Source organism: Butyricicoccus sp. (assembly GCF_977037065.1).
Genome location: NZ_CDRQNY010000006.1, coordinates 52714 through 79268 on the forward strand (window position 1 = coordinate 52714; position 26555 = coordinate 79268).

General features: G+C 48.1%; 21 protein-coding genes, 2 tRNA genes and 2 pseudogenes. 8 read left to right on the top strand and 17 right to left on the bottom strand.

Annotation, left to right across the window (positions count from 1 at the left end; translation table 11 throughout):
- Positions 1–96: 96 nt before the first annotated feature.
- From ACWVX6_RS03910 to ACWVX6_RS03925, 4 genes are all read right to left on the bottom strand, one after another.
- Complete coding sequence (locus ACWVX6_RS03910; protein ID WP_118480893.1) at positions 97–1131, bottom strand: LacI family DNA-binding transcriptional regulator; 1035 nt, start codon at positions 1129–1131, stop codon at positions 97–99.
- Positions 1132–1632: 501 nt separating this feature from the next.
- Positions 1633–3006, bottom strand: coding sequence for a YARHG domain-containing protein (locus ACWVX6_RS03915; protein WP_455152402.1), 1374 nt, complete (start codon positions 3004–3006; stop codon positions 1633–1635).
- Between the two features lie 3 nt (positions 3007–3009).
- Positions 3010–3369 carry a DUF2085 domain-containing protein gene (locus ACWVX6_RS03920; RefSeq protein WP_455152403.1) on the bottom strand — a complete coding sequence of 120 codons (360 nt, stop codon included), beginning with the start codon at positions 3367–3369 and terminating at the stop codon, positions 3010–3012.
- Positions 3350–4039, bottom strand: a complete 690-nt coding sequence (locus tag ACWVX6_RS03925; RefSeq protein ID WP_455152404.1) for a hypothetical protein — start codon at positions 4037–4039, stop codon at positions 3350–3352. The genes ACWVX6_RS03920 and ACWVX6_RS03925 overlap by 20 nt, the downstream gene beginning before the upstream one ends.
- A 146-nt stretch (positions 4040–4185) precedes the next feature.
- Here ACWVX6_RS03925 and ACWVX6_RS03930 point away from each other — a divergent pair, with 146 nt between their 5' ends.
- Both ACWVX6_RS03930 and cas9 read left to right on the top strand, forming a co-directional pair.
- Positions 4186–4551 (top strand): helix-turn-helix domain-containing protein, encoded by a 366-nt coding sequence (locus ACWVX6_RS03930; RefSeq protein ID WP_382726298.1) that lies wholly within the window; start codon positions 4186–4188, stop codon positions 4549–4551.
- Positions 4552–4857: 306 nt separating this feature from the next.
- Entirely contained in the window at positions 4858–6780 is a 1923-nt protein-coding gene (cas9, locus tag ACWVX6_RS03935) for a type II CRISPR RNA-guided endonuclease Cas9 (protein WP_455152405.1), read from the top strand.
- On the opposite strand, the pseudogene ACWVX6_RS03940 reads toward cas9, so the two are convergent.
- The 6 genes and pseudogenes from ACWVX6_RS03940 to ACWVX6_RS03965 form a co-directional block, all read right to left on the bottom strand.
- Positions 6780–7244 (bottom strand): annotated as a pseudogene (locus ACWVX6_RS03940) (N-terminal phage integrase SAM-like domain-containing protein); the annotation flags it as partial. The gene cas9 and the pseudogene ACWVX6_RS03940 sit on opposite strands and share 1 nt — an antisense overlap.
- Before the next feature lie 704 nt (positions 7245–7948).
- Positions 7949–8827 carry a succinylglutamate desuccinylase/aspartoacylase family protein gene (locus ACWVX6_RS03945; RefSeq protein ID WP_455152406.1) on the bottom strand — a complete coding sequence of 293 codons (879 nt, stop codon included), beginning with the start codon at positions 8825–8827 and terminating at the stop codon, positions 7949–7951.
- 153 nt (positions 8828–8980) lie between these two features.
- Positions 8981–10651: a M28 family peptidase gene (locus ACWVX6_RS03950; RefSeq protein WP_116705284.1), complete on the bottom strand. Its 1671-nt coding sequence runs from the start codon at positions 10649–10651 to the stop codon at positions 8981–8983.
- A 3-nt stretch (positions 10652–10654) separates the two neighbouring features.
- Positions 10655–11851: an amidohydrolase gene (locus ACWVX6_RS03955; RefSeq protein WP_455152407.1), complete on the bottom strand. Its 1197-nt coding sequence runs from the start codon at positions 11849–11851 to the stop codon at positions 10655–10657.
- An 81-nt stretch (positions 11852–11932) separates the two neighbouring features.
- Complete coding sequence (locus ACWVX6_RS03960) at positions 11933–13336, bottom strand: YfcC family protein (RefSeq protein WP_455152408.1); 1404 nt, start codon at positions 13334–13336, stop codon at positions 11933–11935.
- A 387-nt stretch (positions 13337–13723) separates the two neighbouring features.
- Positions 13724–14785: pseudogene (locus tag ACWVX6_RS03965) on the bottom strand (DinB/UmuC family translesion DNA polymerase); the annotation flags it as partial.
- Between the two features lie 83 nt (positions 14786–14868).
- On the opposite strand from ACWVX6_RS03965, the gene ACWVX6_RS03970 reads away from it, so the two are divergent.
- Positions 14869–16548, top strand: a complete 1680-nt coding sequence (locus ACWVX6_RS03970) for a hypothetical protein (protein ID WP_455152409.1) — start codon at positions 14869–14871, stop codon at positions 16546–16548.
- Positions 16549–16599: 51 nt separating this feature from the next.
- On the opposite strand, the gene ACWVX6_RS03975 is transcribed toward ACWVX6_RS03970, so the two are convergent.
- Positions 16600–17820: a tyrosine-type recombinase/integrase gene (locus ACWVX6_RS03975; protein WP_455152410.1), complete on the bottom strand. Its 1221-nt coding sequence runs from the start codon at positions 17818–17820 to the stop codon at positions 16600–16602.
- A gap of 118 nt (positions 17821–17938) precedes the next feature.
- Here ACWVX6_RS03975 and ACWVX6_RS03980 point away from each other — a divergent pair, with 118 nt between their 5' ends.
- Positions 17939–18361, top strand: coding sequence for a helix-turn-helix transcriptional regulator (locus ACWVX6_RS03980; RefSeq protein ID WP_147358665.1), 423 nt, complete (start codon positions 17939–17941; stop codon positions 18359–18361).
- On the opposite strand, the gene ACWVX6_RS03985 is transcribed toward ACWVX6_RS03980, so the two are convergent.
- The 4 genes from ACWVX6_RS03985 to ACWVX6_RS04000 all read right to left on the bottom strand — a co-directional run bounded on the left by ACWVX6_RS03985 (position 18353) and on the right by ACWVX6_RS04000 (position 22295).
- Complete coding sequence (locus tag ACWVX6_RS03985) at positions 18353–18910, bottom strand: recombinase family protein (protein ID WP_270580170.1); 558 nt, start codon at positions 18908–18910, stop codon at positions 18353–18355. The genes ACWVX6_RS03980 and ACWVX6_RS03985 overlap by 9 nt on opposite strands.
- 235 nt (positions 18911–19145) lie before the next feature.
- On the bottom strand, positions 19146–20084 hold the full coding sequence (locus ACWVX6_RS03990) for a class II glutamine amidotransferase (protein WP_455152411.1): 939 nt from the start codon (positions 20082–20084) through the stop codon (positions 19146–19148).
- 2 nt (positions 20085–20086) lie between these two features.
- The gene (locus ACWVX6_RS03995; protein WP_270385152.1) at positions 20087–21178 is read right to left on the bottom strand and encodes an amidoligase family protein; all 1092 of its coding nucleotides are present in this window, start codon (positions 21176–21178) and stop codon (positions 20087–20089) included.
- 265 nt (positions 21179–21443) lie between these two features.
- Positions 21444–22295, bottom strand: a complete 852-nt coding sequence (locus ACWVX6_RS04000; protein WP_118761726.1) for a helix-turn-helix domain-containing protein — start codon at positions 22293–22295, stop codon at positions 21444–21446.
- 510 nt (positions 22296–22805) lie between these two features.
- Between ACWVX6_RS04000 and ACWVX6_RS04005 the strand changes: the two genes are divergently transcribed.
- The 4 genes from ACWVX6_RS04005 to ACWVX6_RS04020 all read left to right on the top strand — a co-directional run bounded on the left by ACWVX6_RS04005 (position 22806) and on the right by ACWVX6_RS04020 (position 26020).
- Positions 22806–24182: a DNA primase family protein gene (locus tag ACWVX6_RS04005; protein ID WP_455152412.1), complete on the top strand. Its 1377-nt coding sequence runs from the start codon at positions 22806–22808 to the stop codon at positions 24180–24182.
- A 13-nt stretch (positions 24183–24195) separates the two neighbouring features.
- Positions 24196–24492 (top strand): hypothetical protein, encoded by a 297-nt coding sequence (locus ACWVX6_RS04010; RefSeq protein ID WP_118361123.1) that lies wholly within the window; start codon positions 24196–24198, stop codon positions 24490–24492.
- A gap of 4 nt (positions 24493–24496) precedes the next feature.
- The gene (locus ACWVX6_RS04015; RefSeq protein WP_118361125.1) at positions 24497–24691 is read left to right on the top strand and encodes a helix-turn-helix domain-containing protein; all 195 of its coding nucleotides are present in this window, start codon (positions 24497–24499) and stop codon (positions 24689–24691) included.
- 150 nt (positions 24692–24841) lie between these two features.
- Positions 24842–26020, top strand: a complete 1179-nt coding sequence (locus tag ACWVX6_RS04020; RefSeq protein WP_455152413.1) for a tyrosine-type recombinase/integrase — start codon at positions 24842–24844, stop codon at positions 26018–26020.
- A gap of 113 nt (positions 26021–26133) precedes the next feature.
- On the opposite strand, the gene ACWVX6_RS04025 is transcribed toward ACWVX6_RS04020, so the two are convergent.
- Both ACWVX6_RS04025 and ACWVX6_RS04030 read right to left on the bottom strand, forming a co-directional pair.
- Positions 26134–26224 (bottom strand) — tRNA-Ser (locus ACWVX6_RS04025).
- Between the two features lie 66 nt (positions 26225–26290).
- A tRNA-Ser gene (locus ACWVX6_RS04030) sits at positions 26291–26379 on the bottom strand.
- Between the last annotated feature and the right edge of the window lie 176 nt (positions 26380–26555).

Below are 26555 nucleotides of genomic sequence, written 5' to 3' on the forward strand. Positions count from 1 at the left end.
TTTATGTTTTTATCGCTGTATCAGCCGATTTTTCGATTTACGAGGACGTACTCGTAAATCTCTACAAAAAAATATCTGCGGGATTCGCAAATATTTTTATGAAAAACATTCCTTAACCAGAATACGGATGTCGGTAAAAATACGGTCGATCACGGGTTTTCTACCGAATACGAGCTGATCCATGATCAGCTTGACCGGAAGCGCGCCCTGCTCGTCTTTTTCACCGCCGAGTGTCCAATCTACAACGCCCTGTCGCATCAGCTCTACGATTTCGGGATAATCCTCGTAGCAAAGCACACGAACATCGTTCGCACGACCGGTTTCGATCAGCGCCCTGCCGACCTGTGCTACGCCGCCGCAGGTAATGTAAATTCCGCGCAGATTCGGCTGTTCTGCTAACAGCTGCACCGTTTTTTCATAGGTAATCTGCGGATTTTCGAAGCTCTCCACGCGCGATACGATCTCAATCTGCGGATACTCCACTTTCAGAAAATCCGTAAATCCCTGTTCACGCATCTGCACATAGTAGTTGTTGTTTTCTGTCTCAATCGCACTCGAAATGATGGCAATCTTGCCGTTTCCGTTTAGAAACTGCCCCATCAGCCGACCGGCAATGCGGCTGGCTCTTGCGCTGTCAATGCTGACACAGCAGGTACGGCGCGAACCGTCGATATCCGAATCGGTGGTGATAACAGGAATACCTACATTAGCCGCCCGGTTAATCGCTCGACGCACACAATCTGCGTTGATCGGACTGAGGATGATGCCGTCGGACTGCTCGTTGATGGCCTTGTCGATATACTCGCTCTGCCTCTTGGCTTCCTGGAACCCGGTAACTGCATAGCTGACTTCAATATCGAAACCAGTCTGCTCTTTTACACCGCGTTCGATACCTTTTTTCAGGTACGGCAGTGCATCCACCTGCACCAGAATGGCAGAAATGCGGTACACCTTGCCTTGACGCTGCAGCACACGGCCGCTCGGATTGGGCGTATAGCTCAACTCGTTAATAATGGCCTGCACTCTTGCGCGAACCTCATCGCTGACACCTACACGGTGATGTACGACCTTATCGACCGTTGACGGATGAACGCCGGCACGCTCGGCGATTTCCTTCATGGTAACTCCCATGCCGAACGACACCTCACTTTCATCGGCATAACAGTGCTTTATTGGTTAACGTGTACGTCCTCGTTATTTTACGAGTACGTCCTCGTTATCTGACGATGTTATTGTAGCGCGATAAGCACGCAGCTGTCAACTGTTTTTTACGAAGTTTTTGAAGTTTCATCTTTTTCATAAAAGCCATGCTATGTTTTTGGTGTTTTACAACAAATGCTGTCACGATTGCTGGCAAGAAAATTTAAGTCGTTCTAAAAGTTATCATTTTCCATCTATAAATGCAAAAAGCTGCACTTTTCGTAATAAAAAGTGCAGCTTTCATGGCGGAGACAGAGAGATTTGAAAAGCAAAGTTTTGATTTTTTGCATCTTTTTCTGTGTTATTCCGTCTTATTCAGTTCATCATCCCGTTTTTTGAGTACATATAGCACATACAGTTTCGGTTGTTTTTATCGTGATTGCTGTCACGTTGCTGTCAGCCCGAGCGGTTTCCCGCTCGGGCTTTTGGCTTTTATACCGGTCTAAACACACCGCCGTCCAGACGGCCGATTACCCATGCGTCAGAGCCGTTGACCTCTACAATATATTCGGCCTCCCATTCATACTCACCAATCTTTGCACAGACCAGATATTCGTTCTCTGCATACGGTTCAACATAATCAAAACCCGTACAGTAATCGCCTTGGCTCTCCACATAGCTGCTGACCGCACCCTGCGCCAACTTTGTCGGCGAAACATCCTGCTCGGCCCAGCCCATCTTCTGCTCATATGCAGAAATAGTATCAACGTTCGCCTTTTCTACATCGTTCAAGCCACTGCCATCATACGACGAATTCGGTGTGTACCACGATTTAGCCGCAAAGTAATTCTGGATTTCCTGCGTCTGGAATACATAGCCGTGACGAGCAAAAATCTCGTTGCGGGCCAGCAGCGCCGTCTTTTGATTCCAGCCTGCCATATCGTCCTCGGTGATGTACTGCCGATCACTCGGAAAAATGTAATCAGCCGACGAAGCATCCGCAGTCGATGCCGGTTCTACTGCTGTCGTATCAGCAGTGTCTTGCTGTGCATAGTCGTTCATATCCAGATAACCATAAGCATCCAGCAGCCACGAAACCGAGGTTTCCAGTGCGTCCTCACCAAACAGCGTGCAAAGCTGTGCGCGATCACCCGTATAGTTTGCTGCCGCACCATACAACACTGCAGAACCGGAGATCTGATCCAGCTGATCAATAAAGACTTTCATCTTCTCTGCGCTGTCGAGTTCTGTTTCATGCTTTGTGGTGTAAGCCATAAAGTATAGACTGTTTAACTCTGCCGGAAGGTCGCTTGCCTTTTCAATCGTTACATTCGGATCAACAAATGCAGAAATCTTGAACACCTGCTCATCCAGCATTTTGAACTGAATCGTTGTGTCGCCCACGGTTTCATCCGTATACTTTACTTCAACAATCTGCTGACCATCATCGTTCTCTCCGCCGTCCCACTCGGCTGTGCAGTCCAGCAGATCTTCATAGTAGCTGCCGAGCAATTCCTGCACCGTCATATCGGTAAATTCACCGAGATAGCCGTTTTGCACCGTTTCGATATAAGTATCTGTACTGGTCGTGCCTGTATTACCACCAGACGTACCAATCATCACTGCAATCAAAATCAGTACAACCGCCACAATACCGCCGATGATAAACTTCTTTTTACCACCCTTTTTCGATGGTACTGGCGCTCCCTGTGGTGGTATTACATTCTCATGAACGTTTTCTGTGCTTGCAGCAGCTTCCACCGTCTTTGCGTCCTCTTGAACTGCCTCTACGCCCAGCGGAGAGCCGCATTTCGGACAAAATGTTTTCTTCTCCTTAATTTCCGTACCGCAATTTGGACAGAACATCTTTTACCAACTCCTTAGTATTAAATTTTTTACGAATAACAGCAACGTTATCGCCATGGAGCAGATACCATATCCCGCTAAAGCGCCTGTTGCAAATCTTCTTCGATTGGTAGACACCCGCCACTCCCATAGCTGAGTTAAACCGTCTATCACCAGTGGGATACAGCAAACGGCATACACGCTCACGTTCTTTCTACAAACCGTATACGCTGGCACAGCGAGAATATATCCAACCAGAACACCTGTACAGCGGGCACACAGTGGAAACTTCCTGCCTTTCCAGTAAAAGCTCCTATCTGCGCGTTGATGACAGCCTGCTCGATGGCCGACTGCCATCAGCCATTCATACACCGTTTTCTTCATCACGAGCCTTTTTCAGTCTATCTAAATACTCTTTATATTTCTTTGCATTTTCGACTGCTTCGTTTAACTCGGTTAAGGCTGGTGATAGCTTTATGTAATACGGCGGCATCATGCACATTACTCCAATCACCATTGCAGCAAGAAACCAGATAATTATCGTAATCAGTTCGTCCATATCAATAGCCAGAAATGCTATAAAGCCCATCAATGCAATGATGATTCCTCTCCCAATCATCCGGAATGTATTCTGTACCTTACACGCCGGGTACTCTTGCAAAAATGCCTGCTTATCCGCTTTCAGGCGAGCTTTCAAAGCCTTATAGCGGTTTTCAGCTTCTATCAATTCGTTGTCGATATTCTGGAGTATTACTGGATTCGCTGCCGACAGCAATGCTTTTCGCCTGGCTTTTGCATTAAGTTCTTGTTGAATTTTCTCCTGCCGAGCCTTTTCCGCTGCTTTCGCAGTCCCGGCTTGAAACTTTTTACCGCAGGAATGGCACACCCAGTAATCATCGGTAAATCCCGGACTTGCTCCGCACAGGCCGCACAATATGCCGATCGGCCCGAAAATCATCATACCGCAGCAGGCATCTGTAAACGATCCGCTGCTGCCAGAATGATGAACAGCCACATACTGCGTATTTTCCGAACCGCACTTTGGACACTTCACGCGATCCCCTCCCCTTTGCTTTCTTATGCACAGTATATCATTTCCAGCCTCATTTATAAATGATATAACAATTACTATTTACAAGTGTATATATCAATTTGCCGATTGGAACAACTACCTCTATGATGGTATGAGAGGTGTTGCCAATGACTGATATTTCGGCCGCAATCGGCAAACGAATCCGGCTTTTCCGCAACGCACAAGGCATCAGCTTGGAAGAATTATCTTTCAAAGCAGGTCTGAACGCTGCACACTTGGGACAAATCGAACGCGGTCTGCGCAATCCGACGATTGAAACGCTGAACCGTATCGCCACTGCGTTGGACATATCGTTTTATGAACTGATCGGCTCGGTCGAGGAAGTCCCGCAGAAACAACCGGAAACCAATGAGATCAAACGGAAAATCGACGCACAGTTGTCCTCCATGACTTTGGACGAGCAGAAGGACATACTGCGCATCATTCGCATATTCCGCCGCCGTTTTGATGAAGAAAACAAAAAGACTGACTGATATACTTATGTGGTATCAGTCAGTCTTTTATATTTTGTAGTTTATACACATTGTAAAACATTGCTATTCGATGCCCATTGTGGTAATATTAAACCAATAAAAGTTAAATTGTCGCAAAATAATTGGACAAAATACAAAGAGATCTCCTAAGAGATCTCTTGTTCCACACACTGTGGAGCCGCATACACGGCGCTTGCGCTAAAAGCTTATTTGAACTTGTAGTGTAATACCTAATGGTAGTAAATCATTGGTACACTATTATTATCCACCCCAATCATCAATTTGTCAATCAGGGAGATAAAGAAAATGAAAGAAAAAACGCAGATTCCTTATTATCTCGGAATAGATGCCGGCAGCAGTTCTGTCGGCTGGGCCGTCACGGATACAATGTATCATGTTCTAAAAACTAAAGGAAAAGCCATGTGGGGTGTTCGTCTGTTCCCCGATGCATCAACTGCTGCAGAGCGCCGTACTCATCGTGCTGCAAGGCGTCGCTTGCAGCGCAGAAAACAACATCTTGATATTTTAGAAATGCTCTTTGCTCCTGCATTAAATGAAAAGGATCCTCAATTTTTAGCCCGTATGCATGAGAGTGATTTATGGCAGGAAGATAAAAGTATAAATTCTAAATATTCTCTATTCTCCGATTCCAATTTTAATGACTGCGATTATCACGCCCAGTATCCAACCACATATCATCTTCGCAGTGAATTAGCACATTCCACAGATTCGCATGATGTCCGTCTTGTCTATCTTGCACTACATCATTTGATGAAATCACGGGGACATTTCCTCTACGAAATATCGGAAACATCGGACAATGACTCATCTTTAAGGGATAAGTTCGATGATTTTTATACTCTTTTATCAGATGCATACGGATTGGATTTTGTTCCGCACAATATGGATAATTATCTAAACATTTTGAAAACTCCTAATATGCGAGTTACGGAAAAGGCAGCTTTACTTACCGAAGGTCTAAAGAAGCCCAGCAAAAATGAAGCCGGAATTTCTCCCTTTTACATTTCTGAATTGCTGGCAGGAAGGTCTGTTGCACTCTCCAATCTGTTCGGTGATGACCGATTTAAAGATGCCAAGAAAATTACGCTGCAAAATGATCTTGATGCAAATTACAATGAACTTTGTGAGGTATTAGATGATCATATATCCGTAGTTACTGCTGCCAAAGATGTATACGATGCCGCACGCTTTTCGGAAATTATCGGTACGCACAGATACCTTTGCGATGCCAAAATTGCTGTATATAAGCAAAATAACATTGACTTAAGAGCACTTAAAGATTATATTAAGGCGCACTGCATTGAACGATATAACTCTATTTTTTGTGACAAAGAGGACAAGCTTGATAATTATGCTGCCTATAGCCAATATCATCATAAAAGCGGCGATTACACTTGCTCACAGGAGGCTTTTTGCAAATTCCTAAAAAAGTCTTTGCCTGAAATGGCGGAATCCAAATCCCCTGTCATTGCAACTATATATCAAAAAATCGTTGATGGTTCTTTTCTGCCGCGTTTGCGAAGCTCTGAAAATGGAGTTATCCCCTATCAGCTTCAACTGCGCGAACTAGATGCAATATTGAAAAACGCTTCTTTATATTTACCATTTCTAGCACAACAGCAATGCGATGGTTACACTCCCGCTGAGAAGATTAGAAAAACATTTGAATTCCGTGTTCCGTATTATGTCGGTCCACTAAATGATAAAGCAGCACATCACTGGGCTGTTCGTTCTAACACTGATTGCAAAGAAACAATTTATCCGTGGAACTTTAATCAACTGATTGATCTTGATCATTCAGCTGAAGCATTTCTCGTCAATTTAATTGGTCGCTGTACTTACACAGGTGACCCTGTTCTGCCTAAGGATTCTTTACTATATAGCGAGTATATGTTGCTCAACGAATTAAATCCATTAAAAATTGATGGTCAACCGCTTTCTACAGAGCATAAAAAGCAGTTGATTAAAGATATGTTCATACACCCTGTTTCCAAGCAAAAAGGCAAAGTCACTAAAAAGAAAATCTATGAATATCTGAAATCAAAAGGCTGGATTTCTAAAGCTACAAATATAGATTCTATCAACGGAATTGATGATAAGATCAAATCTGATTTGCGCTCCGCCTTCGGCAGTGCACAGCCGTCTGCCGGATTGTGGGCGATCAGCCGCTGCTCGACTGCCAGCTTCAGGGCAGAGGAAATGATTTGATGGATGTTGCGCACTGTTTTGGCGCTCAGTCCCTTGGGCTGCTTCTGTGCTTCGATTCGCTCTACCCGCCCTTCTGCCAACAATTTCTTGTAGAACTGTTGCAGATGCAGCGTCGTCAGATCATTCAACGGGATCTTGCCGAGCTGCGGCTTGATGTTGTTTTCGATGTAGCCATGATAGGTCAGGTAGGTGGATGGGCGCATTTTGATTTTGGCATAGTTCTCATACCACACTTCTAACCAGTTACCCACGGTGTAGGTCTTGGCCCGTCCGTAGTCGATGCCCACATTTTCCTCGATGGCTTTCTTCAGCTTTTCCTTGACTTCCGCTTGCGTCTTTCCAAGGACGTTTTTAATGATGGCCTTTCCTGTTTCTGGATCGTGACCGACTGTGTACCGACCCTCCCAGCGTCCGTCCTTTCGTTTGCGGATATTTCCCTCCCCGTTTGCTCGTCGCTTTGGCATATGTTAAGCAACCAGAGATTACAAGCGGGAATCCTGTCCACAAAAGAGCCAGATCTGGAATATATGTTCCATCGCCATCCACAAAGCAACAAGAGCGGTATATGAGATACAACCTTACCCTACGGAACAATCTCAGTGCAGTCGATCACCAAAAGGGGCCCAATTACCCTCGCACAGGCCCTGCTCCTTGGAAAATGAGCAGATTCATTTTTTATCATCATGCCAGGTATGACCGCCCAAAAGATCAGGCATACTGTAGCAAAGGGGGCCTGCGTATGAGAAAACCAAGCCGCGAGGCTTTGACGAAACGAATCTGGTTTGATTACTTCAATGAGGTCCTTCGCAAACAAAACCTCATTGATTGGAACACCTATCAGAAAATCAAGTTGTCTATCCAACAATAAGAAGCTGTTGATTGCATAAGCTCAAGTCAAAACCACCAGCTAAGCTGGCTGTCAGCATGTCCAGACACCCGGTCATTGTGCCCCATTTTTCCCCGTTTCAGCATCCCTCACCACTCATTTTTCCCGTTTACAAACGAAAAAGCCCAGCTTTCGCTGGACTTTTTCGACAGACTGGGGCATCCAAAAGGGTGCCCTTTTTCATTTCTGCAGGCCATGTACAGCCCACTCTGCTTCTGCCCTGTTCGTATCTAGGATACTCAACTGGCACTTCGATTTGCAGGATGCATGGATCTGGGCGCTTTACTCCCCATCCACAGGCTTGCCAACCATGTATACCCAGCCATGAGGAGGACAGACAGAATATGTCCAGTACCCGATGACCACACCGTCAAAGGGAGCAATGACCCGATCCACTTCCTCTCCGAACAGGTTCGTAATGATGGAAAGCGTGTCGCCCTTACGCACAGAATCCATTGCCTTCTTCACAGGCACATGAATCCCGCCGTTGCGGTTATAGATATAATCAATGTCATAGTGGTGTACGCCCTCATTGGCGGGCACGCTGCCCTCCAGAATCCCCAGCAGGGTCATCACATTGCGAATTCCGTTCTCCAACATCTGCTTGTGCTCATCCCGCTGATACATGCGGGTGCACTGTCCGCCGATCTCGGGTGTAATGCAGGGAATGCCCATCTGATAGGCATACTCATCCTCAATTCCGCTGTTCTCCGCGTAGCGGGTGTTCTTCCACAAGACCTTAAAGCCAAAGCACTGGGCCATTTCACGGGACTTATACGCCACAGGAGACTCCTCTCCGCAGTACAGCACAACAGGCTCCAGATACTCGCTGTTGCCGCCGCCGTGGATGCAGATCACCGCGTCAGCCTTCTTGATGATGTTCTCACAGTACCAGCTGCACACATAAGCCGTCATGGGGCCGGTTCCGCCCGGATAGATGCGATTCAGATCCTGGGGCACAAAGTCCAGGGTATTATAGCGCTTCATTTCGGCAAAGGCCTCTGCATTCAGGGCAGGGATTCCAATGAAGCTTCCCTTCATCTTGGATACATCCAGCCCCTCAAAGGTCTTGATAATTCCCTCAGTACCCTCATACTCGTCGCCGTGGTTGCAGGCATCCACCACCAACGTGGGACCGTCCTGGGCGCCCACCGCCAGCATAATGGGAATATTCACCCATGAACCGTTGGCCCGCTGGGCCAAATGAATAAAACCATATTCCTTGGTGCCCTTCTTTTGGAGTGCCTGGGTAAGATCAAACGATTCGTCATACTCTTTGATATTGGTCTGCATAATCCATATCCCCTTTCTCTATCATACCACACTGTCCGCGTCGCTGTTCAGTGCTTGGACAATGCTTGTGCACTCAGATACAAAGCGGTTCACCTGCCGGCGGAAGGCTGTCCGCCAATACAAAAATTCCTGAGGTGGCAGGTCGTTGCGGTGCTTGCCCCTGACCAGCTGCAGACCGGGCAGCAGGCCCACTGCAAATGTGTTGTCAAAGTGATATTCATCACAGGCACTGCACAGCAGTCTCGTCAGCCGGCCTCCTGCCTCCTTCGCCTGTCTGTCACTGGAAAAGCAGATACGCCCGGCACAGGCCTTGTCCAGCTCCTCCAGTGCCCGTTCTACAGGAGCGAAATCAAAGTCATCGCCGCAATGGGTCCGGATGTCTGCCACAGTATCTCTCATTTGCGCCAGACACCCTGCCGCGTCAAAGGGAAGATGCGCTTCATCGGCAAACTCTTTTACCAGCTCCACCAGCACCCGTGTATCCCTCATCAGAAGCTGGGGGTCCACCTTATCCATGGTATCCTCCACGGAATGCCACCACCAGCCTCCGCCGCTGCCTGCACAGTGCCAGCGGCCACGGTTGGGCGGCGCCTGATAAAAGTCAAAGGACACCTGGATGGGAATGCGCGGCCCGAAAAATGACAGGTCTGATCCCCGCCCCAGCGGGCGGATCACCACCTCAGCCTGCCCGGTGCACCGACGCAGGATATCCCCAAGGGTATCCCCTGCCACACCGGACGTGGAAAACCCGATCTCCTGCGCTCCCATACAGCCGGGAGAGTCCATGTTGACCAGCGCCACACAACGGGCATCCAGGTCCTCAAACTGCTCATCGCAGTACCAAGTGCTCCCGGCATACCGTCCGTTGGAGTGGGCCGGCCACCACGCGATTTTGACACCCCGCCGCAGCTGCTTCTGGGACAGTACCCGTGCCAGTTCCAACACAGCGGCATTCCCGGTGGCATTATCCGTCACACCATAATCCCAGGAGTCATAGTGGCTGCCCACCAGCACATACTCCGGCGTTTCACCGGCCAGCTCGGCTACAGGGATCTGAAGACGCACACATCCACACTGCAGTACGCTGCGCACCGTCGCGGTACGGCTGCAGGCTCCAGGCGTCAGCAAGGGCAGTATGGATTCTCTGTCACAGCTTCTCAGGCCCACCACCGGAAAATCAGGATAGGTTTTTCCGTTTTCAGGCTCCGCGGTGCCCCACACAGGGCTGACCGTCTCGTAGTGAAGCACAGGCTCCTCGCTGGTCCACAGATGGATCAGGCCCTTTACACCGTATCCCCGCAGCTTTTGAACATAGTCCTCATAAAAATTGTCCCCAATCACGATGCAGCCCCGCGCCCCCGCGTACCAATCCTGCTCCTGTCTGGGCTTCAGCTGGTCGTGGGCATGGACATCATAAAACAAGGGGGCGGTCACTCCGTCCGGACAATGGGCGGAGAAGGAACGGGGAAGGGCTTCAAAGGTCTGATCCATCCCCTCTACAGTAACTGACGCTTCTATAGGAGTGGAGACATATCCGTCACACTCATACACGCGGCATGGAATGCCCCATTCCTGCAGCTTCTTGATCAGATAGCCGCAGGCACGGTGCTCATCTTCCGAACCGCCGATGCGCTTCAGCCCGGAAAACACATCCAGTGTCTCCATCAGGCATTCCCGTGAGAGTTCTTCCATTCCTCAATTCTCCTTTTGGTATGCAAGGAAACACTGGTACACATCCTGCCAGGCAGCCTCATCCGTCACAAGGCGGAAGGCAGCCAGTGCACAGCACACAGCACCGTCATAGATGCCCTGATGAGCCCGCGCCTCTTTCCCGGTCTTTACCCATGCGTCCGTGTGAGGAGGATCATCTGTCTCGATGGTCTTTACCCGCAGGCAGCAGCTGGGCAGCCGGTGGGTCACCGCGCCGAAATCGGTAGAACCGCAGTCCTTCCGGGGCGGAGCAATTCCGTCACACGCAAATTTTTCTGCACACTCCATCAGCAGCGCACCCATGGCATCATTGATGGTGGTGTTGTAAATATGCGCCACAGGGGTAATTTGTACCTGTGTCTGGGTAGCCATGGCAGCAGCCTGGGCAATCTCCCGGGTCCACTGCTCCACGCTCTCCAGATACGCCATGGAGGAGTGGCGGATCTCTACCTTAACCTTGGCAAAATCGGGCACGGAGTTGACTGCCGTCCCCCCAGCCAGCACAATATTGCTCACCCGGCTGGAATCCTTGAGGTGATTGCGCATGAGCCCAAGCCCTGTCTGCAGCATGGTCACCGCATCCACTGCGCTGCGCCCAGCATAAGGCGCAATACCCGCGTGGGCGGTTTTGCCGTGAAATTCCACATCCATCTCGATCAGAGCCAGAGAGGGCGTCTCCAGCTGGGTCAATGTGCTGCCGTGCACCATGAAGGCCACATCAATATGGTCAAACCCGCCGTGGGCGGCCATCTCGTTTTTGCCTCCGTCCAGCGACTCCTCGCTGGGCGTCCCGATCACATGGATCTCAAAGGGCTGGTCCGAAGACTCCAGCACTCCCCGCAGGGCCATTGCCGCGCCGATCATGGCAGGGGTCTGCATATGGTGGGCGCAGCCATGTCCCTGGCCCCGCAGCGCATCATATTCCCCTAAAAATCCTACTGCGCGCCCTCCGGCAGCCCGCCCTCCCTTGTGGCGGTACACGGCACAAAAAGCCGTATCCAGCCCGGCGTAGGGAATGGTTACTTCAAAATCGTGGGCTCGCAGCCACTTTGTCAGCGCAGCTGAGGAGCGGTACTCCTCATAGCCCGGCTCGGCGTAATCAAAAATTTCGTCGCTCAGCGCGCACAGCTGCGGCATCAGCTCTGAAACGATATTCGCAATTTGCTTCTGAATTTCTTCCATGGCATGTCCCATCCTATATCTTTGAAATTTATAATATTCTGCCGTCGCGCCATGCAGTTGCGGCGGCCAGCTCTAAACGGATCAGTAACCGATCACCACAGCCAAAGCCAGGAAGGCCATAGAAACCAGGCTGAGCAAAATCACCAGCTTAATGACGTACTTCAGCCACACGGAATAGGGAATCTTGGACGCAGCCAAAAATCCCAGCATGGTGGACGAAGTGGGGTAGATGGCATTGGTCAGGCCGTCACCCAGCTGGAAGGCCAGCACAGTGCTCTGGCGGGTCAGGCTCACCAGATCGCCCACAGGCGCCATGATCGGCATGGTGGCTGCCGCCTGGCCCGTACCAGAGTTGATGGGCAGGTTGATGATGTTCTGCACCAGGAACATACCGATGATCTTTACCGAGCTGGGCAGTGCCACAATCGCATTGGCCAAGGCATTGATAATGGTATCAATGATCATGCCGTCCACCATAACGGTATTGATCGTACCGGCCACTCCCACAATCATCGCACCGAAGGTGATATTGGCCATGCCCTGCACATACAGATCGCAGATCTTGTTGCCGCTGAACCCGGCCAGAATACCGCATACCACACCCAGCACCAAAAACAAAGTAGCCATTTCGGTGATAAACCATCCCAAGTAGGCCACGCCGTAAATCAAAACGGCAAGCGCGATGACAACGGCCAGAAGGATCAGCTTGTGCCGTCCGGTCACTTCAATCGCAGATACATCCACATCCTCCAGGTTGGAATCCTCGTTCCCCATCAGGTTCTTGGAGGGATTCTTCTTTACCTTCTCCGCGTAATGAATAATATACAGGCTGGTCACAACAATAAACGCCACCAGGATAATCCAGCGATACCAGGCTCCGGAGAACATGGGAGTCACACCCGCGATGGACTGAGCCACACCCACATTAAAGGGATTATAGATGCCCGCCGTAAAGCCCACGATGGAGCCCATGGCGATCATGGCTGTACCTGTGATGGTATCATAGCCCACTGCCTTGGCCACTGCAATCCCAATAGGCACAAACACCAGAACCTCCACAGACATTCCCATGGTGAAGCCGCCTACGGCAAAGACCGTAATGAAGATGGGGATGAGCAGCTTTTCTTTTCCCGCAAACATCTTGCCCAGCTTGGCACAAAAGGCGGTGATCATCCCTGTCTGCATAATCAGCTCAAAGGCGCCGCCGATGATGAAAATAAAGAAGATGATCTCGTTTACGCTGGAGCTGCCCAGAGTTCTCACAAAAGCCATGGGGATTTCCAGCGGTGAAACCGGTGACGATTCCACCTGAGTGTATGTACCCGGTACAATCAGCATACGGCCGCTGGCATCCTCCTGGCGCTCAAACTGGCCGGCAGGAATCACGTAGGTCAGCAGGCAGACAACCAACACGATCAGAAACAGAATAATGTACGTGTGGGGCATCTGGATGCCTTTTTTCTTTTTCGACGTTTCAATGGACATTCTTCTCTGCACTCCTCACAATCAAGTGTCTAATAATTATACATTTATTTTTTTCTTTATGCAAGGGCAAATCGAGATTTATCGAGGAATCTGAATTTATCGTAAAAAACTCCCTTGAGCCGCCAGCGGCTCAAGGGAGTCTATGGATGTTTTGACCACTGTATCCACAAAAACTGATTAAAGTTCCAGCCCATTCCACGCTTCTGTCAGCCGACACAGCCGTTACAGAAGCGTGTGTGCTGCTGAAGTTTCCACTGGGCAGGCTGACACGGGCATAGCGGCCATCCCAAATTCAGTGTAAACTCCTCAGCTTGGAAGCGCGCAAAGTTTATCTGCAGCCACAGCAGATTCATCCCGCTGCCGCCTTCTCCTATACGATGTTCCCCCTCACAGACTGAGGGTACAGATGTAACGGATGGGTCGAATATGTCCTGCAACCGTGCGGTCTATGCGCCGATAATTCATAGTTCGTATGGGCACCATCTTCTTAATAGTGAGCATAACCTCCTGCATTTTTCGCTCCCGATCCAGTTCTGCTTGCTCTTGTTTTCGACGAGCCTCAACGGCAGCATAATCGGTGAACAGATCCATCTGCTCAAATTCGCCCTCTCTGGTCATCGCCTCACTCTCTGAAATCACCCGACCCGCAACGATGTTAAGTCGCCGCACCATGAGGTCGGTATTCACAATACGATCAAAGAGCGCTGTAGCTGCCCCCATGATTTTCTTTGTAGAGGAGGTATAATCGTTCAGGCGCTCGGTTCCATGGGCGTGCTTTGGAACCTCGCGGCCATAGTGATCCTTGACTATTGGGCCATGATAACGATTTCGCCGTGCCGGATCAGTTAGGTTCTCAATGTCATAGCCGACCGTCAGAACAATCTGGTCGGTCATCAGCTTCTTACTCACCAAATCCAGTGCCAGTTGCTCTGCCATTTCTCTCAGCACCAACCGAGCCCTTTCTGCGGAATACGGGCAATGCAGGACCTGACCGGAACCAAGGCTGTTTTCACTGGGATGATATGCCTTAACCGCTTGGATGGTACAGGGTTCCCAGCCCCACGAATGGTCAATCAACAACTCAGCGTTTTTCCCAAAGAGCTGGTAAAGAAGATCCTCATTGCATACCGACATTCGCGCAACATCGCCCATGGTAAACATTCCGTGTGCCTCTAACTTCTTGGCGTATCCACGTCCAACCCGCCAGAAATCGGTGAGTGGCTGGTGCGACCACATGGTTTGACGGTAGGTCATCTCATCCAGCTCTGCGATGCGCACGCCGTTCTCATCCGCAGGGATATGTTTTGCCAAGATATCCATTGCGACTTTACATAAATAAAGATTCGTACCAATACCTGCGGTGGCTGTAATTCCGGTATTCTCGATCACATCCAGGATAATTTTCATTGCAAGTTCTCTGGGGGTAAGTTTGTAGGTGGATAGATAATCGCCAAGCTGGACTAGAGCATATTATAGAGAATTCTACGGGCAATAACAATAAAATTTTCGCTGATTTAAGTTATGAAATGCGATTGAATTGTGAAGATTTGAACCGAATTGCTGATGTTCGTGTATATGTCAATGATGTGCTTGAGTCCTCTGTTTACAATAATGGACGAATTTATTTTCCTAGTCGAGGGATAAGCAATAGACGAATTTTTCTAGATTGTTATGGGTTTGCGGAGTTGTCTATTACGCTTATATTAGTAGATGGACAAGAATGTACGCTGAATTCAGAGTATTTACCGATTTTGGTGCGACGAGAGGAACTTAATAATTCGGTAGAAGCAATGGCTAGATTTGTTTATAATAATCAAGAATGGCTTTTGTTAAATGGAGAACTCAAACCGAAAAAACCATCTGGGCTTAAAGAGAATGGGTACCGTAGTCTTGCGACACAGATTTTGTTAGCAGAAGAAATTGCAGCTATATATGAGAGTAGTTATGGATATTTCAAAGCTAATAGCAGATTCAAGTTGGAAAAGATGTCTGTAATTGAGAGACTAGAGCGAATACAATATGTGACGCAGGGAACGCTGTCATATACAGCAACGCATCCAGAGTACTTGCGGCAAGTAAATAGTACGCAAGGTATATTTATTGGAAATCGTGTGTATCAACCACAGAAAACAGAAACTGTTCAAAATACACGCTCATATGATATATATGAGAATAGAGTGATTTTAGCATTTCTAAGGAATATGATTGATTCGGTACAATCTTTGCAAGGATATTGCTGTAATCTATTAAGTAAAATCCCCAATGATGAAGATTATAGCTCAGAGTACATTTATTCATCATTTTTTATGTTTTCTGAAACAAGAAAAATGATAGAAGATGGAAAGACTCAGTTGGAGAAATTGTCTGAAAAATTTACATATTTATGGGGAATGTATAGTGATATTCTTCGTATCCCCCTAGATCAACATATAGTATCCCCTAGACCGACTGCAATTTTTCTCTCCGTTCCACAATATAATCGAATATTCGTTAGAATTCATCAATGGTTTAGTTTTGGAATATATAATTTTTCTAAAGAACATTTTATGCTCTCCTTTATTAAAATTTCAGCTTTGTATGAAAGTTATCTTTTGGCGAAATTCCTTTGCTATTTCAGAGATAGAGGGTATTCATTGGAGTCTTCTAGACGTTGCGTATATCCGGTATCAAAACGATGGAAATACAAAAATACTTCTGTACGAAAGACATTTGTATTAAAAAATGGTCAGAAAAGGATTACTTTATATTATCAGCCTGTAATTTTTGATACAGATCAGCGCTCTGTAAATGGTATCGGGTTGTATAGAAATAATTCTATATCTGTGTATGCGGGTAATGAAGATGACTGTAGGCAAGGCGGTCATTACTATGTGCCAGATTTTCTGATTAAAATTGAAGAAAATGGCGATTCCCAATATATGATCGTAGATGCAAAATTTAGTGATTATAGTAGTGTACGACGCTATTATGTAAAAGATTTGGTGTTTAAGTATTTATTTTCAATTAGTCCAATCGAGGAAAATGAATTAGTATGCGGTCTTTGTATTATGTATGGTAAATGCAAGTCTAAGGAACGACTGCAAACAGCATATGATAAGCAAATATTAGGCACTGAAATCTATCCATTTATAGAAATATTCCCCTTAATAGAAGGAATAGATTCTGCAGGACAGTATGAAAAGATGGATCGATTGCTGAAGAAATTACTATAAGATTTAGGCAAAAAAATAAAGCTGCCCGCTCGGGGCAGCTTTATTTCTCTCTCAAAAGAACTGGATCGGCTGACGCAGCGGCGGCTCCATATTATACATATTCGCCATCGTCTGCATTGCGGTCCATTTCTGGTCGGTCAGCACATGAGCATAGGTATCCAGCGTAAATCCAACAGAATAATGCCCCAGCAGAATGGAAAGTGTTTTCGCGTCCATACCCTGTTCCATTGCGCGGGTGGCAAATGTATGCCGCAGTGCGTGAAAGTTGTAATTCGGTAGATCGGCTGCGGCCAGCATCTTCTGATAATATTCCCGCATAAGGCGCGGCTCGACATAGAGGCCGTTCTCCTGCGTGGCAATCAGACCGTTCTCACAATAAGCAGAACCCAATGCGGCAGCATCCTGCATCTGCACGGTTCGCCAGTTCTGGAGGTCCATCACCAGATCAGGCAGCATGGGGATACTGCGGATACTGTTCTGCGATTTAGGTGTTTGCGTAACGATCTCGGTTTTGCTGTCGGCTTCGTCATCATCATAGCGCTGTAAGCGATTGAGCGTCTGGTTGACATGAAGCATATTCGTATAGAAATCAATATCACACCAGCGCAGGCCGACGACCTCACCCAATCGTAAGCCAGTTACCAAAGTCATTCGTACAAATACGCCATACCGGAATTGATAACTCACTTGCACCAGACGAGCCTGTTGTTCGCGCGTTAAAATCTCAATGCGCGGTTTGGTGAGTGGCGGCAGGCTTACACTGCCGGACGGATTGGAGAGAATCAGTCCCTCGGACTGTGCCTGTGCAAGAGCCTTATGTAAGCACATATTCAGATTGGAAATGGTTTTGGGAGATAAGTTCTCCTGCTCCTGTTTGCAGTTGTAGAATATCTGGAGCGTACGCGGGGTCAGCTCTTTCAGCTTGATAGTGCCGAGCGACGGTTTGAAATGCTTGCGGACATAGGTTTCATAACTCTTATAGGTGGACTGCTTGAGCGTGTGCTGCATATAAGTCGTCAGCCAGTTATCCAGCCATTCGCCTACGGTCGTATTGTTCTGTAAATACTGCGGTGTCTGTACCATAGTGACACTCAAAGCATGCTGTATATCAACAGCTTCCTCCAGCGTGTCAGCGTACTTGGAAATACGGGTTGGCTTACCGGTTTCCACATCTCGGCCGGAGATACGGACTTCGTAGCGCCCATTCGGTTTCTGGCGGATACTGTCCTCCCCGTTGTGACGCTTTTTCTTATTCTTCTTATTGTTGTTCATCTGTAATGCCTCCGATGCGGTTTTACTGATGAGTTCGGATCGGGTTAGAATTTGATTTTAAGGTGAAATGGTTCTGTGCTATAATGGAAATCAATAGATGACAGAAACGGTGATACAGATGGAAAAGACCACAGGCGAATTGATGGATATTCTGCGCAGCAAGCCAGATGCAGCAGCCTTTGTTCAGGAGAACGCTGACGAGTTGCAGAATAAAACCGTACCGGAGCTGTTAGCGGACCTGCTGGAACGCAAACAGCTGACAAGAGCGGCAGTAATCCGTGCGGCAGGCTTAGCGCGTACTTATGGCTACCAGCTTTTCGACGGTACTTATACACCGACACGGGACAAGCTGATACAGCTTGCGTTTGGCTTTCAGCTTACGGTAGAGGAAACGCAGGCGCTTCTCAAAGCCGCAGGCCATGCTGTGCTGTACCCGCGAAACGCGCGTGATGTGGTCATTATAGAGTGTCTGTACCAGCGATGCGGCATCATTGCGTGCAATACCAAATTGGAGGCACAGAACCAGCCGTTGTTAGAGTGAGCGCAGGCTGCGATACAGCGTTGCCTTTTTCACCCCAGTCAGCTCCTCAATTTCCCGAACGGTGTACTGCTTGGTATGATAGAGCTTCACGGCCTGCTTGACTTTTTGTGCATTGGTGCGCGGTCTGCCGCCGATATGGCCGCGTGCTCTGGCGGCATCCAAACCCTCCTTGGTGCGCTCTGCAATCACATCACGCTCGAACTGTGCGACGGCGCTCATTAGTGTAAACAGCAGCTTTCCCGCCGGTGTGGAGGTGTCGATCTGCTCTTTCAGGCTGACCAGATGCACGCCACGTTCGCGGAACAGTTCCACCAGTTCGATCAAGTCTTTCGTGCTGCGGCCCAAGCGGGACAGGCTCTCAATTACTACCGTATCGCCCTCCATCATGCGATCGAGCAGTTTGTTCAGTTCCGGACGGTCGCGCTTCGTTCCCGTCATTTTCTCATTGAAAATGTAGTCCACGCCGTACTGTGTCAGCATATCAAGCTGTCGCGCAAGGTTCTGCTGTTCGGTGCTGACACGGGCATATCCGAATTTATAGTGCTTCATATCGTCCTCCTGTTGCAAAAATCTTCGTTTATGAAACAAAAAAATTTACCCTCGGAATGTGGTATTCCGAGGGCAGTTTTTGTTCCAAAACCCGTTTCAAAATCAATGTGCCGAAAGTCAGGCGTTTTTGAAACTACACATCATCGGTCAGATCGAGCAGATCGTCCAATGCTTCCAGCACTTCACCGAGTACCCAAAGCACGCCGAATAAACCCATGTTATTCGTCCTCCTCTCTTAGTATGCGTATAACAGCTCTCCGGTCATTTCGTGCAACAGAGTCGGATCGTAGAGCATCTCCTCGATTTCCTCCTCTGAACAGCCGTAGTCGAGTAATGCCTGAATTTCATCCGCCGTTATGCCGAACGCCTTTGCCACGCTGAACAAATCATCGTAGTTTGCAGTCGTGTCCTCATAGTAATCGCGGTAATATGGATAGCGTCGCCACCAATGCTCATAGCTGGTTTTCGGCATAAAGCTGCCGGTAGTGATATGTCCTGCTCGGTCGATTTTCAAAATCTCACCCTCCTTTGGTTCCAGAATGTCAGAGGGTGTGTTCAACTTTAACTTCTTGATGGTCTTGCAGAGAATGTCCCTCGTAGAAGCGTAGAGCAAGTAACCATCATAGAACATGATGCACAGCGGGTTGTCGCCAACCACAAACCAGATAGCATCGTCCTTATCCAGCACCGTAAACACAAAAGAACCCTCGACCTTTTCAGCCATAGCTTTAAGGCTGTCAAAGTCGAGGGTTTTCTGCTGTTCAAGAAGCTGGACGGCAACATAGCTATCGGTTTCCACACTGGTTTGCGGAAGATTTTCCGTCACGCGGAGTTCCTTATCGTTCCAGAGTACGCCGTTATGCGCAAGGGCAAAAGTATCGCCATCGACATGACCAGGGAACGGATGATTATTCTGGTTAAACTGCGCATTGCCCTGTGTTGTCATGCGGGTATGGCCCATAATGGTATTCACGCCGTTCGGAATATGAATCTTCATCTTCCGAGCGGGAATCGGACGTTTGTAGATACGCAGGCGGTCGTTGAAGTTATAGGCGATGCCGGTTGCATCCGTGCCGCGCACCTGACACTCTCTGGAGAGGGTATTCAGAATTTTGTTCTTTGTGTGAGTGCTCAGGCACTCCGTAAAGTCGATTAAGCCAAACAGACTGCACATACTCATTCCTCCTCGCTTGCGGTGACAGGTTCGTTGACATACAGGCGGCGTTCCTTAAGATACTGGATAAGTTCCGGCTCCTTGATTTCGTCGAGGAAGTCAAACCAGCTCATGTCCTGCACTTGATAATCGGACAAAGAAACAGCCACCTCGACAAGATGGTTGACCATCTGCAAAGTGGCTTTCAGTGTGTTTAATTTCAAAGTTCCGCGGAACATACGGATTTCTACCGTGTCAGAGTTCGTAAGGTTGACCGCCGTGTAACGTCCGGCGCAAGAGTTCTTCGCATGGCTCATCTGCTCGGACGGCGTAAGACGGATACCATACCGTGCCGCCCAGCGATTCATCTGCGACTGCGTGCGGCGGCTGAACCGCAGAAGCTCAGCCCAGAATTTCTCTACAAAGTAGAGCAGGCGGGCGATCGCGGCCTCCTGCTGTTCGTAAGTACAGCCAAAAGCCAAGCGCGAAATATGAACGTGTAGGCCGCAGGTGCCGGCGGCATGGCTGAGATACCCCATGCGCTGTGCTTTACAGAGTACCTGTTCCCACGGCATTTCGTTCAGGTGGTATTCCAGCGTCATGGGATGTGTAACAAGTTCAAGACCCTCATCCAGACTGCCATCGGTTTTGATGTACAAGTTTTCGGCGTTTGCGTTGGCAATGTCGAGCAACTTCTGTGCGTTGCTGTTCACCGTGCCGCCCTCATCAATCTCCAGCTCTACGCCAAAATGCCGCAGTCCCTTGCCGTGGAACACAAGGTCGGGCGTATAGTTGTAGTCGTGAATCGCGCCTTCGTGCTCGTCCCAGCAATCCGAGCAATAGGAATGATCGTCGTCATCGAAGTAGGCATCATAGCTGCGCAGGATGCAGCCACAGTCGTGGCAGCGGACATAGTGCTCGTCAAAACAGCCCTCGCAGAGCGTGTGGTGATCGTCCTCAATGGCGCTTTCCTGATAGATGCGCTCGCCGCAGCGGTCACAGGTTACTGTCAAACGATCTACACAGTCCTCACAGAGCCAGTCGCCCTCTACCTCAAACATCTTGCTGATCGGGTGCTCTGCGCCGCAGTTGTCGCAAATTCGAGTATCTTTCATTTTTGTTTCCTCCATTCAGTATTTGTTGAGTTGCTGATACTTCATGGAGATAATATATAATTGAAAATACGCTTATTTACAGAAATAGTACAAATCCCCCATTTATGCACACATAAATGGGGGAAATCTTCTGTGTTCCGCGTTCCGCGTTCTGACGGTATACTTTTTACACTTATACTTATTATTACTATTATTCTTAATATACACTGTGGAAAAAGTATCTATGCGGAACGCAGAACGCGGAACAGACCATTTCTTTTAACAGTTAATCGCTCCACTCCTTGTATTGATAATTTCTCATCATAATCGTTTGAAACTGCGCTCTGCTATTGGAATCTGATGCCACTTCATACAGAACCTTAAACAATCCTTCATTTTCTTTTGCTAACTTATAAAAAGCATATCCTATACGCTTTTCAATTTCAGGATTTTCCTTATGCAATGTATATTTCTTTGTCAAACTTTTTCGCAATTCATCTTCTTTACGTTGATCCTTCTCTCTGTTTTTCACATATTGCTTTTGTAATTCCCAGAGATCCATAAAATTTTTCTGTTCTTCAGGAGTTGCATATGCTAAACGATAAAAAACGTCTGCATATATAGATTCTGATTGCTGACCTTTTGACTTTTGCCATGTCATTTCATTTTGTTCTTCAACAAAATTCTCAACAAACTTTTCCTGCGCTTGCAACGATGGCCGCAATTCATCTTCAAACGAAATAGCCTTTATCAGCTTTTCTTCTGTCTGTTTCTCAGGGTAAACGCTATTATGAGCCTTTTCTCTTGTAATCCAGCGAAAATCTACCACACCTGCGAAATATTCCGGACATACATCAAAAACCTTAGCAAGGTAATGACACCATTCCCTGCTGTTGCATTTCCCCTGCTCGATTTCCTGTAAATAGGACACCGATACATCTTCACCCGTCATATCCATAATCTTTTCTCTCACCTGCTCATGTGAAAGGCGATGTTTTGTTCGCTCCTCATGATACCGCTTGCCAAAGAGTTCCGGATTAACTTCCCATTGTATAGGTGTTTGTCCACTTATGTTGCGAGGTCTTTGTGCTACACAACACTGCTCCCATTCTATTTGCACTTTATTTTCATTAGACATACTATTTTTCTCCTTCCTGTCAATAATTTTTTCGTTTTTGATCCATAAACTTATATGAATTTCTATTCTCCTATTTTGCGATTCACAAAGTTCATTACAACTAAATTCTCTTTTGATGTCTAATTCGCGCTAACCCACAATGTTCTCTTTTCACAAACACCTCTAATTGTTGCTGATTTCGTAGATTTTGTATTTCTTACTACTTAGTGTATTATGTCATCGAGGCCTCACAAGTACAAAAACAAGGAGGTATTCCTACGACATCAAACAATTACCCACTGGACAAAAACGGATACGCTATTCCTATCCTCTTTGATGCGATCAACTTCGAAAACCATGAAGCAGTACCCACTGATTCACCGACAGCATCGCCAGAAGATGTGATGAACAATGTCCTGTCTGCATTTTGTTCCAATTCCTCTGATATTACTATATCACAACAGGAGTATACCAACAATACAGACAGTCCAGAAAAGGCTATGTCCGCTCCTGCTCTGCCACCGGTTTCCTGTGCGCCTGCACAAGGCAGCAGTTTCGATTCCAGAGAATCAGCCTGCACCAACGGAAACAGCCGTTTGTCCACCCGTAATAGAGCGTCCCAAAGCGGCCAATGCCGCGACTATCGCCAACCACATTGCCGCAACTAGAAAAATCCGCATCTACCAAGAGCACATTTACTGGTATGCGAACGGCTGGTATCACCTATTGCAGACCGGTGAGTTACGCCGCCTAATGCGCGCGCTCTGTACTGCCGACATTGAAAAGCACAGCAGCAAGCGAGTTTTCGAGGACATCGAAGTCTTCCTGCTCAGCAATTCCAAGCTGCTTGCTGAACCACCAGGCAACCATTCGCTGCTCTGCATCCAGAACGGTATCTATGATATGACAACGAACACCATATCGCCGCATACTCCTGCCTGCTTTTTCACACATTGTCTGAATGTATCGCTGCCTACTCTGTGCCATGGTACGCCGCACTTTGACAATTTCATAGGTTTTATCACCGGAAATGATTACGCTCTGCAAATGCGTATCTGGCAAATGCTCGGCTATATTTTTGCCTGTGATACCGATGGTAAGGTATTCTTCCTGCTGCAAGGTGTCAGCAACAGCGGCAAAAGCGTGCTGCTTGAGCTGCTGCGCTCTATGTTCAATCCCGAAGCTGTGAGCACACTTGATCTTTACCGTCTTGGCGACCGTTTTTCCGGTGCAGCCCTGATTGAAAAGAAGCTCAATATCTGCGGTGATCTTCCTAATCGTACGCTCTCGGCACAGGCCGTTGCAACGCTTAAACAGATCACAGGACGCGATCTTATGACAGTGGAGGAAAAGTATAAGCCGCTTGCAACCATGGCACCAGCGATCAATCTCGTGTTCGCATCGAACTTTCCGATTCGGATGGCCGAAGAAGATACGGCGCTGTTATCCCGCATGGTGGTGATACCTTTTCGGTTCTCTATCCCTACGGAACAGCAGGATCATCTACTCACGCAGAAAATCCTCGCCGAGCGGGACGGCATCTTTCTCCGCGCAATCCACGCATATCACCGTCTGCTTGCGGACAAGTACATTTTTGCAGGACAGGCCCTCGTCGATCAACTGTTATCCCAGTCCTATGCATCGCCTATGTCCGAAAACCAGAATATCGCTGCATTTTTGAATGATTGCTGTATCCTGACCGACGATAACAGTTTTACTTCTACACAAGACCTGCATGAAGCCTGCACCGCCTATTGCGTGGAACACGACTTGCCGATCATAACCGATCGGACACGCTTTTCGCGCATACTGCGCAGCCAGCTTGCGAATAAAGTCGAGCCGAAAAAAATACGGATCGGTGACAAGACCTACAATGGGTACATCGGAATTAAACTATCGAACCAATAAGGAGAAACAAATTATGGGTAAGCATAAAAATAACTATAAAAGCAAAAATGGCCGCTACTATGTTCTCAAGGGCAGCAATGCCGTTATGATCGCCTACAACTGGGATCAGGCAAACGAATGTTTCCGGAAGTACATCTGCTCTCCTAAACGTCAAATCTCACACTGCTCTTACTTAGACGCACAGCACGATGCGCTGAACCACCTAAGAGAGATTGCACCCGGTCTTCCTATTCCACTCGAACTGCCGCTTGGCCGTATTATCACGGTCCGGTCGCTCATGCAGCAGTACTTAGGCAATACGGAGGTCTGATTCTATGACAGCACAAGTAAAATGTATCACCTTATCCGCCCGTGATCTGGCTGAACTGCTCGGCATAAGCCGTAGCGCTGCCTATGCGCTCTTTCACCGCGAGGATTTCCCAACACTCAAAATAGGCCGCCGCCTGCTTGTAACGCACGATGCGCTGATGCAATGGCTCAAAGAGGATGCCGCCAAGAAAAGCGCCTGAATATGCAGCAGAGGGCAAGGTCTAAAACCTTACCCTCTGCTTATCTCACGCACAGCATTTATCCCCAGCTTGTGCAAAACTTGCATACCTATGCTATACTATTTACATACAATCGAACTGTATGTGCCGGAAAGGAGTATTCTTTTACTTATGGCACGAAAAAATAAAAAGCGTGAAGCCGGAAGCGGCTCTATTACCAAGCGGAAAGATGGCCGCTGGCAGGGTCAGTATGTGTCCGGATACGATCCGGAAACCGGAAAGCCTCGTCGTCATACCATTTACGGCAAAACACAGAAAGAAGTCGCAGAGAAACTGCGTGCTGCAACCTCCAGTATTGACAACGGCACCTTTCAGGAACCGCGTAAAATCACGGTAGCCGAATATGCCGCAGAATACATGACAACTCACGTTGCCACGCTGACCGATTCCACACAGCGCAGTTACGAGAAAAATCTTCGGCTGCATATTCTTCCCGCACTGGGTACTCGCCGTTTGACCGACCTCACCCACCGCGAGGTACAGCGCTTTGCTTCGTCTTTAGGCGCAGGCGGTAAAGGGCTTGCCCCCAAGACTGTACACACCGTATTCGGCACGCTGCACGCCCTGTTGACCGCTGCACAGCGCGATGAGATCTTACAGCGCAATGTTGCCGACTTCTGTTCTCTGCCGCGTGTAACGCAAACCCGCGCCAAAGCGATCACCTCTGCCGAGCTGAATCAGTTTCTCGATCTGATTCGCAAGGACGAATTCTATTATCTGTTCTTCCTCGATATTTTCTCCGGTATGCGCCAGTCCGAAATTCTCGGCTTGCGCTGGGCTGATATTGACTGGAACCGAAACAGCCTTGTTGTACGCAAGCAGCTCCAGCAGAAATGCAAGAAAGGTGATTACAGCTATACGCTCATTGACCCGAAAGAGAACAAGCAGCGGCGTATTATTCTGGCGGAAATGGCTATGCTTACGCTTCAGAAGCAGCGCACCAAGCAGCAGCGTCAGCGTTTAGCCGCCGGACCGCTGTGGAACAATCCGTTTGATCTGGTTTTCACCAATGAATTTGGCCGCGCACTCAACCACCAGACCGTATACAAGCACCTCAAGCGTCTGCTGCGTTCCTGCGGTATGGGGGATTATACGTTTCATTCTCTGCGCCACTCATTCGCTACGATTTCGCTGGAAAACGGCGATGATATTAAGACCGTACAGACGAATTTAGGTCACAGCACAGCTTCGTTTACGCTGAAAACCTACGCTCATGTCAGTGACCAAATGCAGCGCAGCAGTGCCGCCCGTATGGAGGAGCTGATCTCCAGTTTGGGAGCCGTAAATTAGCCCATTGCTGTCACGATTGCTGTCAAGAAAAATTAAGTCATTCTAAAAGTTATCGTTTTCTATCTATAAATGCAGAAAAGCTGCACTTTTCACAATAAAAAGTGCAGCTTTCATGGCGGAGACAGAGAGATTTGAACTCTCGCGCCGATTTCTCGACCTACTCCCTTAGCAGGGGAGCCCCTTCACCAGCTTGGGTATGTCTCCATGTCAAGGTATTGAGTTGTGCGCGGAGTTATTCTCGATCGAACCCTCCGCGCGCAATCTCGTGATTGGCGGAACGGGTGGGATTCGAACCCACGCGCCCTTTCGGACAAACGGTTTTCAAGACCGCCTCGTTATGACCACTTCGATACCGTTCCGTATCTTGCCCGATAAGCAAGATATATTTTACACCAGATCCTCGTGTTTGTCAACACATATGTGAACATTTGTTCTCACTTTTTTCTTATTACAATTTCATGCAGAGATGCGACGCTCGCCGCGGGAGCAAAAAGAGTAGACACCTGCGGTTTCTACCCTCTTTGAACACCCGTTT